Source organism: Sphingorhabdus sp., assembly GCF_044338195.1.
Lineage (GTDB): Bacteria > Pseudomonadota > Alphaproteobacteria > Sphingomonadales > Sphingomonadaceae > Sphingorhabdus_B.
On the sequence record NZ_JBIIMC010000052.1, the window covers coordinates 1 to 8,031 of the forward strand.

At 55.3% G+C, this 8,031-nt stretch carries 9 protein-coding genes and 2 tRNA genes; 7 read left to right on the forward strand and 4 right to left on the reverse strand.

Annotation, left to right across the window (positions count from 1 at the left end):
* From ACIQZK_RS10335 to ACIQZK_RS10345, 3 genes are all read right to left on the reverse strand, one after another.
* On the reverse strand, positions 1-317 hold a 317-nt coding region (locus tag ACIQZK_RS10335), incomplete at its 3' end, for an HIT domain-containing protein (protein ID WP_397576056.1).
* Between the two features lies 1 nt (position 318).
* Positions 319-645, reverse strand: coding sequence for a phosphoribosyl-ATP diphosphatase (locus tag ACIQZK_RS10340; protein WP_397576057.1), 327 nt, complete (start codon positions 643-645; stop codon positions 319-321).
* Complete coding sequence (locus ACIQZK_RS10345) at positions 645-1,154, reverse strand: MarR family winged helix-turn-helix transcriptional regulator (RefSeq protein WP_397576058.1); 510 nt, start codon at positions 1,152-1,154, stop codon at positions 645-647. The genes ACIQZK_RS10340 and ACIQZK_RS10345 overlap by 1 nt, the downstream gene beginning before the upstream one ends.
* A 60-nt stretch (positions 1,155-1,214) precedes the next feature.
* Here ACIQZK_RS10345 and ACIQZK_RS10350 point away from each other — a divergent pair, with 60 nt between their 5' ends.
* The 3 genes from ACIQZK_RS10350 (at position 1,215) to ACIQZK_RS10360 (ending at position 3,285) form a co-directional block, all read left to right on the forward strand.
* Complete coding sequence (locus ACIQZK_RS10350) at positions 1,215-2,303, forward strand: branched-chain amino acid aminotransferase (protein ID WP_397576059.1); 1,089 nt, start codon at positions 1,215-1,217, stop codon at positions 2,301-2,303.
* A gap of 62 nt (positions 2,304-2,365) precedes the next feature.
* A tRNA-Gln gene (locus tag ACIQZK_RS10355) sits at positions 2,366-2,440 on the forward strand.
* A 149-nt stretch (positions 2,441-2,589) separates the two neighbouring features.
* Complete coding sequence (locus ACIQZK_RS10360) at positions 2,590-3,285, forward strand: response regulator transcription factor (RefSeq protein ID WP_397576060.1); 696 nt, start codon at positions 2,590-2,592, stop codon at positions 3,283-3,285.
* A gap of 48 nt (positions 3,286-3,333) precedes the next feature.
* Here ACIQZK_RS10360 and ACIQZK_RS10365 read toward each other — a convergent pair whose 3' ends face one another.
* The gene (locus ACIQZK_RS10365; protein WP_397576061.1) at positions 3,334-4,707 is read right to left on the reverse strand and encodes a class II 3-deoxy-7-phosphoheptulonate synthase; all 1,374 of its coding nucleotides are present in this window, start codon (positions 4,705-4,707) and stop codon (positions 3,334-3,336) included.
* Between the two features lie 285 nt (positions 4,708-4,992).
* Here ACIQZK_RS10365 and petA point away from each other — a divergent pair, with 285 nt between their 5' ends.
* The 4 genes from petA (at position 4,993) to ACIQZK_RS10385 (ending at position 8,025) form a co-directional block, all read left to right on the forward strand.
* Positions 4,993-5,643 carry a ubiquinol-cytochrome c reductase iron-sulfur subunit gene (gene petA, locus ACIQZK_RS10370; protein ID WP_395637199.1) on the forward strand — a complete coding sequence of 217 codons (651 nt, stop codon included), beginning with the start codon at positions 4,993-4,995 and terminating at the stop codon, positions 5,641-5,643.
* Positions 5,644-5,657: 14 nt separating this feature from the next.
* Complete coding sequence (locus ACIQZK_RS10375) at positions 5,658-6,950, forward strand: cytochrome bc complex cytochrome b subunit (RefSeq protein ID WP_397576062.1); 1,293 nt, start codon at positions 5,658-5,660, stop codon at positions 6,948-6,950.
* An 18-nt stretch (positions 6,951-6,968) separates the two neighbouring features.
* Entirely contained in the window at positions 6,969-7,832 is an 864-nt protein-coding gene (locus tag ACIQZK_RS10380) for a cytochrome c1 (protein WP_395637190.1), read from the forward strand.
* 119 nt (positions 7,833-7,951) lie between these two features.
* Positions 7,952-8,025 (forward strand) — tRNA-Gly (locus ACIQZK_RS10385).
* Positions 8,026-8,031 lie beyond the last annotated feature (6 nt).

Sequence of the window (8,031 nt, forward strand, 5' to 3'; positions counted from 1 at the left end):
ACCTCTTGATGTGAATCCATTCCGATATTGGCGAGCAACCGATAGCCGGGTTCTACCAGCCCCAATGCGCGCGCAACTTGGCCGACAGCGCGGACGAATCCGGCGATTTCCGCGTCGCTGGCTTTGGCGCTAAAATCATCCCAGCTGACATACGCGCCTTTGGGAATGACGAGGACATGCGTCGGTGCCTGCGGATTGATGTCGTGAAAGGCGAGTGCCCAGTCATCTTCAAAAACTTTTTTGCAGGGGATTTCCCCGCGCAGGATTTTGGCGAAGATATTCTGGTCATCGTACGGCAATGTCGCATCAATCGGCATCTTATTCTCCAGAATACTCGCGCGCGGCCTTTTCAACGAGGCCGGACACGCCTTCCCTGCGGTCAAGCTCCGCAAGCACATCATCAAGCGCCACGCCACCTTCGGCGAGCAAGATCATCAGATGGAAAAGCAGGTCTGCCGCTTCAGCGGTCAGGTGGCCGGCATCCCCCGAAAGCGCCGCGATGATTGTTTCGGTCGCTTCTTCGCCCACTTTCTGCGCAATTTTACCGCGCCCTTTGGCGAATAACGACGCCACATAGCTGCTATCGGGCGCAGCGTTCGACCGCTGGGCAATGGTCTGTTCAAGTCGTGCAAGCGTGTCGCGCATCAAATATCCTTCTGCAAGGCGATAACCATGGCCTTGTCCTCTGCGGGTATCAACCCTTCCAACACGCGCCAGAAACCTGTGACCGATTCCTGTCCTGCTGCGGCATAAGCGGACGCAAGGCTCGTACGCAGTGCGTCAAATAGCTGCGCTTCAAAGCGGACACCCTCTGCAGTCAGACGCAGCAGCTTCTGCCGCCGGTCGACCACGCCCGCGCGCGTTTCGACCAACTCTTTCTCCGCCAAGTCGGTCAGCACCCGGCCCAAAGATTGTTTCGTGATCGCAAGAATTTTGAGCAATTCGCTAATCGTCAGGTCGGGTTGGCGGGCGATGAAATACAGCGCGCGATGGTGCGCGCGGCCAAGGCCATGCTCGGCCAATCCGTCGTCTATAGCGCGCGTCAGCCGCGTATAGCCGAAAAACAAAAGCTCAACGCCGCGCCGCACCTCATGCTCGCGCAGAAACAAGGGTGACGCCGTCGGCGCAGCAGATACAGAAGATGGGGCAGCCATATTGACGTATCTAAGCCCAGCCCATAGGACGAAGCAAGACCCTAACTGACGAGAGCAACTATGACGTCCGGCGCATTTCCATTTGAGGCTAATCCGAATCCTGTTGATGCGGCTGAACGGGCTGCGCGGCTTGTCGATCCCGGTTTTGGCCGTGTGTTTACGGATCATATGGTCACCATCCGCTATTCGGACGCCGAAGGCTGGCATGACGCAAAAGTAGGGCCCCGTGCGCCGCTCACACTCGATCCCGCGACGGCGGTGCTGCATTATGCGCAGGAAATATTTGAAGGTTTAAAGGCCTATCGCCTTGCAGACGGCACGATGGCGCTGTTTCGTCCTGAGCAGAATGCCCGCCGTTTCCAGCGGTCGGCCAAGCGGCTCGCCATGCCCGAACTGCCGGAAGACATGTTTTTGCAAGCGTGCAAACAACTGGTTCAGGTCGACAAAGACTGGTTTCCGCCGGTCGATGGCGGATCGATTTATTTGCGCCCCTTCATGATCGCCAGCGAAGTGTTTCTGGGCGTGAAGCCATCGGCGGAATATCTGTTCATGGTTATCGCCTCATCGGCCGGGAATTATTTCAAAAGCGGCGCTCCTGCGATTTCGATTTGGGTATCGGAACAATATACCCGTGCCGCACGCGGCGGAACGGGCGCAGCGAAGTGCGGCGGCAATTATGCCGCAAGCCTTGTCGCCCAATCCGAAGCCATTCGCGAGGGTTGTGACCAGGTCGTCTTTCTGGACGCCGCCGAACATCGCTGGGTCGAAGAACTTGGCGGTATGAACCTGTTTTTCCTGTTCGATGACGGATCATTGATGACACCGCCTACCGACGGCACGATTTTGGAAGGCATCACCCGCGATTCGGTTCTCACGCTTGCCCGCGCGCAAGGCCTGACCGTCCGTGAGGAACGCTATGCGATGGACCAATGGCGCGCCGATGCCGAATCTGGACGGCTTGTTGAAGTCTTTGCCTGTGGCACTGCGGCGGTCGTAACCCCCGTCGGCACGGTGAAATCCACCCAAGGCGCCTTCACCATTGGCGCGGGCGGCGCGGGGCAAATGACCCAGCAAATCCGCACAAAACTTGTGGATATCCAACGCGGAGCGGCAGCAGACACCCATGGTTGGGTGCATCGCATCGATTAAGCTGTTGCGCTACGAGATTCGCACGATATAAGCCGCGCACATCGGCCAGATTGCTGGCTTGCTGGGGCGTCGCCAAGCGGTAAGGCAGCGGCTTTTGATGCCGCCATTCGCAGGTTCGATCCCTGCCGCCCCAGCCATTTCCTCAATCCGCGCCAATTTCGCTCCTCATCCGCGAGTGTAAGACATTGTCAATGTTTTGGACCTACGTCTGGTAACTCAATGTTTATCGGCATGTTTTTCTCACGGACGCCGATATTCGGCAACGTGCTGAGGGGTGGATTAAAATATGCGGGTAGTAATTGCGGACGATGAGCCAGAGGTGGTTCATCATCTGAAAGCCATCGTCGAAGAACTTGGCCACGCTGCGGTTGGATATACCGATAGTAACGCCCTTATGCGGACCTTGGTCAGCGACCCATTTGATTTGCTGATGCTCGATTGGAACTTGCCCGGCAAAGATGGTCTCGAGATTCTGAAATGGATGCAAGAGACGCTGCCCGAGCAACCGCCGGTTATGATGATCACCAACCGGTCTGCGAAAAACGACATTGCCGAGGCACTGTATGCCGGAGCTGCGGATTATATCAGTAAGCCAGAAGACCGCTCGGTTATCGCCGCGCGCATCAGTGCCATATTACGCCGTGGCGCGATTGGTGGCGCTTTTGATACCGAAGCGACATATGGCAACTATCGCTTGAACCGGATTGAACAGACGGTCTTTGTGAATGGGCAGATCATTGCACTCACGGCCAAAGAGTTTGAATTGGCCGACTTTTTCTTCCGCAATGTCAACCGCACATTGTCACGCAATTATCTTATGGAGGCGATCTGGCGGACGACCGCGACCTTGGCCACGCGTACGTTGGACATGCATATCTCGCGCGTGCGTTCAAAGCTGAACCTGCAGCCCGAAAACGGTTTTCGCATTTCAACGGTCTTCGGCTATGGCTACCGCTTAGAAACGATCGCCAATACGCGTTAGTTCCGGCCGAGCATCTGGCGGACAGCCGGATGAGGCGATGATGGACGCTTATGCGGCTTTCTTCGCCCGCTCGGTCATTTCCTGATTAAGTATGTCTGCCAACAGGAAAGCGAGTTCAAGCGATTGCGCGGCATTCAAGCGTGGGTCGCAATGCGTATGGTACCGATCGGCCAAACCTTCGTCGGTCACGGCAACCGCACCGCCGGTGCATTCGGTGACATTCTGGCCCGTCATCTCAATATGGATGCCGCCGCCAAAGCTGCCTTCGGCACGGTGGACGGCAAAGAAGCCGCGCACTTCAGCCAAAATACGCTCGAACGGACGCGTTTTATATCCGCTGGCGGATTTAACGACATTGCCATGCATCGGGTCGCACGACCAGATAACAGGATGTCCCTCACGCTGGACGGCGCGCACCAACGTGGGCAATCCGCTCTCAACCTTGTCATAACCATAACGCGAGATCAGGGTAATCCGGCCTGCTTCGCGTGACGGGTTCAACCCATCCAACATGCGCAACAGCGCGTCGGGTTCAAGGCTTGGTCCGCATTTGATACCGATTGGGTTGCCGATGCCGCGTAAGAATTCGACATGCGCCGAACCGTCAAAGCGGGTGCGGTCGCCGATCCACAGGAAGTGCGCCGACGTATCATACCAATCGCCGGTCAGGCTGTCCTGACGGGTCATTGCCTGCTCATACGGCAACAACAATGCCTCATGGCTCGTGTAAAAGCTTGTGCCCTTAATCTGCGGGACAGTTTCTGGCGTGATGCCGCAGGCTTCCATGAAAGCCAGCGCCTCGCTGATACGGTCGGCGGTTTCTTTATATTTCTGCGCCCATGGCGAGCGGCCCATATAATCATGCGTCCACGCATTGACCTGCTGCAGATTGGCGTACCCACCGTTGGAAAACGCGCGCAGCAGATTGAGCGTTGACGCCGCCTGGCTATACGCACGTATCATCCGTGTCGGGTCAGGCTCGCGGCCTTCGGCAACAAATTCAATGTCGTTGATAATATCGCCGAAATAGCTGGGCAGTTCGACGCCATCGATTGTTTCGGTCGGGGTTGAGCGTGGCTTGGCAAACTGGCCAGCCATGCGGCCCAATTTCACGACCGGCAATTTGCCTGCAAAGGTCAGTACAACCGCCATTTGCAGAATGACGCGAAATGTATCGCGGATATTATTGGGATGAAATTCGGCAAAGCTTTCGGCGCAATCGCCGCCTTGTAACAAAAATGCCTTGCCCTCGGCCACCTTGGCAAGGTCAGCCGTCAGATTGCGCGCCTCGCCTGCAAAAACCAGCGGCGGATAGTTGCGCAGTGTCTCTTCGGTTGCGGCAAGTGCTGCTGCATCCTTATATTCAGGCATATGAATGCCCGTCGCGCTTCTCCAGCTATCCGGCGTCCAAGGTGTCGCCATGCGATCTACTCCAACAATATTCATTCAAAAGTCGCGCCCTTTAGGCTTAATATGTTGCGAGAAGCAAGCATTAGCCGCGAATTTACGCCGGTTTTGCAAAATGCAATCGGCATGGCGCGCTTTGGTACACGCACTGCCAAATTCCCTGTTGGCAAAAACCCCTAAAGGCGTCTATCAGGCCCGCTGAATCGACCCAATTGTAAGGCGAATGGCTTTCAAGTTCGGGAAGAGACGGGATTTCGACGCTATTGCGGACTAACCGCCGCAACGCAAAAAGGGCAGATTATGTCGACAGTCAAAAAGACAAAAGGCACGGTAAAAAAGCCGGCAGTAAAAAAGAAGGCGGCTGCGGCGGCCGCTCCAGTAGCGGCTCACGCTGCGGCTGGTGACAATGGCCATGATGGCGCAGAAGGTTCGGGTGTTCGTCGCCGCGACTTCATTCACATCGCCGCGGTCAGCTTTGCTGGCGTAGGTGCAGCAGCGGTCGCAATGCCATTGGTATCGCAGATGAGCGCAAGCGCCGACGTGCTGGCACTCGCCTCCATCGAGGTGGACGTTGCCGCTATTCAGCCAGGCCAGTCCATTAAGACCAGCTGGCGCAAACAGCCGGTGTTCATCCGCAATCTGACGCCTGCTGAAGTCGAAGAAGCAAATAAGGTTGATGTTGGTTCGCTGCGCGATCCACAAACCCTTGCGGATCGTACCAAGCCAGGCAAAGAAAATTGGTTGATTACCCTTGGCGTTTGCACCCATTTGGGTTGCGTACCACTTGGTGCAGCCGCTGGTGAAGTTAAGGGTGAATATGGCGGCTATTTCTGCCCATGCCATGGTTCACATTATGATACCGCCGCACGTATCCGGAAGGGCCCAGCCCCGACAAATCTCGTCGTTCCGGAATTCGCATTCATTTCTGACACAGTCGTCAAAATCGGTTGAGGAGCTAAAACGCGATGAGCTTCCCTTGGGCACAAGAATATAAACCGCAGGGTACGGTGAGCAAATGGGTCGACGAACGTCTTCCTTTGCCACGCCTTGTATATAACGCGGTCGGCGCCGGATATCCGGTACCCCGCAACCTCAATTACTTCTGGAACTTCGGCGTCCTTGCGGGCGTCGCTTTGGTTATCCAGATTGTGACCGGCATCGTGTTGGCCATGCATTATTATGCAAGTGTCGACGGCGCGTTCAACAGCGTTGAACATATCATGCGCGATGTAAACTCGGGCTGGTTTATTCGCTATGCGCACATGAACGGCGCAAGCTTCTTCTTCATCGTGGTCTACATCCATATCTTCCGCGGTCTTTTCTACGGTTCGTATAAAGCGCCGCGCGAAATGATCTGGTTGCTGGGCGTCACCATCTTCTTGTTGATGATGGCGACCGCGTTCATGGGCTATGTGCTTCCATGGGGCCAAATGAGCTTCTGGGGTGCGCAGGTTATCACGGGCTTCTTCTCCGCCATTCCATTGGTTGGTGAACCGCTGCGCCAGCTGCTCTTGGGCGGTTTTTCGCCAGATCAAGCTGCGCTGAACCGCTTCTTCTCGCTGCATTATTTGCTGCCGTTCGTCATTGCTGGTGTCATCATCTTGCACATCTGGGCATTGCACATTCCAGGGTCGTCAAACCCGACGGGCGTAAGCGTAAAGAGTGAGCAAGACACGGTTCCATTCCACCCATATTACACTGCAAAAGACGGCTTCGGCCTTGGGGTCTTCTTGATCTTCTTCGTCGCAGTCACTTTCTTTGCGCCAAATATGCTTGGCCATCCGGACAATTATATTCCGGCGAACCCGCTTTCGACGCCAGCGCACATCGTGCCTGAATGGTATTTCTTGCCCTTCTATGCGATTTTGAAGGCGTTCACGGTCGACTTCGGCATTCCGTTCACGGGCATCATCCTCATCCCAGCTAAGTTGATGGGCGTGCTTGCGATGTTCGGTTCGATCTTGCTGTTGTTCTTCCTGCCTTGGTTGGACACATCACCAGTGCGTTCGGGACATTATCGTCCATTGTTCCGCAAATTCTTCTGGTATGGTCTGATCCCATGTCTGTTGGTATTGACCTATTGCGGCGGCAAACCGCCATATACCCAGTGGGTTGTACTCAGCCAGCTTGCGGCAGCGTACTATTTCGCTCACTTCTTGATCATCTTGCCGATCGTTTCGCGCATTGAACGGCCGCTTCCGCTGCCAAATTCAATCACCGAAGCCGTCACCGGCAAACCGCTTCCAGCGGCTGCGTAAAACAGGGAAAGCATAATCATGGTTCGTTTAATTGCTTTTTTGGTAGGCCTGTTTTTCAGCGGTATGCTGTTGCTTGGCCTTGGGGACACCGTCATCACTGCGATCAAGGAACCCGCCGTTCCTACGGTTGAGGCGGAATTCCACGAAGAGTCTTTGCCAGTCAAATTTGCCCATGACGGTCCGTTGGGTAAATATGACCGCGGTGAATTGCAGCGTGGCTTGAAGGTCTATGCTGAAGTCTGTGCCGCTTGCCACAGCTTGAATCTGGTCGCGTTCCGCGATTTCGCGGCCTTGGGCTATAGCGAAGAACAGGTCAAAGCGATTGCAAAGGCGTGGAAGACCGAAGTTCCAAGCATCAACCCTGAAACGGGTGAGCCTGCGACACGTCCAGCGATTCCTGCTGACAAAATTCCTTCGCCATTTGCGAATGAAGTTGCAGCACGTGCGGCCAACAACAATGCGCTTCCGCCAGATCTTTCGCTGATCACAAAGGCGCGTGAAAATGGCCCAGCTTATTTGTATTCATTGCTGCTCGGCTATCGTGACCAAGCGGGTTACAAGAACGAAGAAGGCAAAGAACTGCTGAAGGAATTCCCTGAAGCGGCGACACCTGCCGGTCTTCACTTCAACCCGTGGTTTGCGAACCTGAACATCGCAATGGCGCCACCGATCGTTTCCGATGATCAGGTTACCTATGACGATGGAACGAAAGCCACCAAGGAACAGATGGCGCGAGACGTCTCTGCATTCCTGACCTGGGCTGCGGAACCAAAGATGGAAAACCGCAAGAGCGCCGGTTGGGCAGCCCTTGGCTTCCTATTGGTCTTCACGGTGCTTGCTTGGATGTCCTACAAAACGATCTGGGCTGACAAGAAACATTGATAGAAACATCATGAATTTTGGAAGGGGCCGCTTTTGCGGCCCTTTCTTTTGCAATCTGGGCGTTGACGCTAGGGCCGTATAATGGCAATAGCGGCGCTTCTAACGGCCTATGGCCGGTCGCGGGTATAGCATAGTGGTAATGCACTAGCCTTCCAAGCTAGCTAGAGGGGTTCGATTCCCCTTACCCGCTCCAACTTCC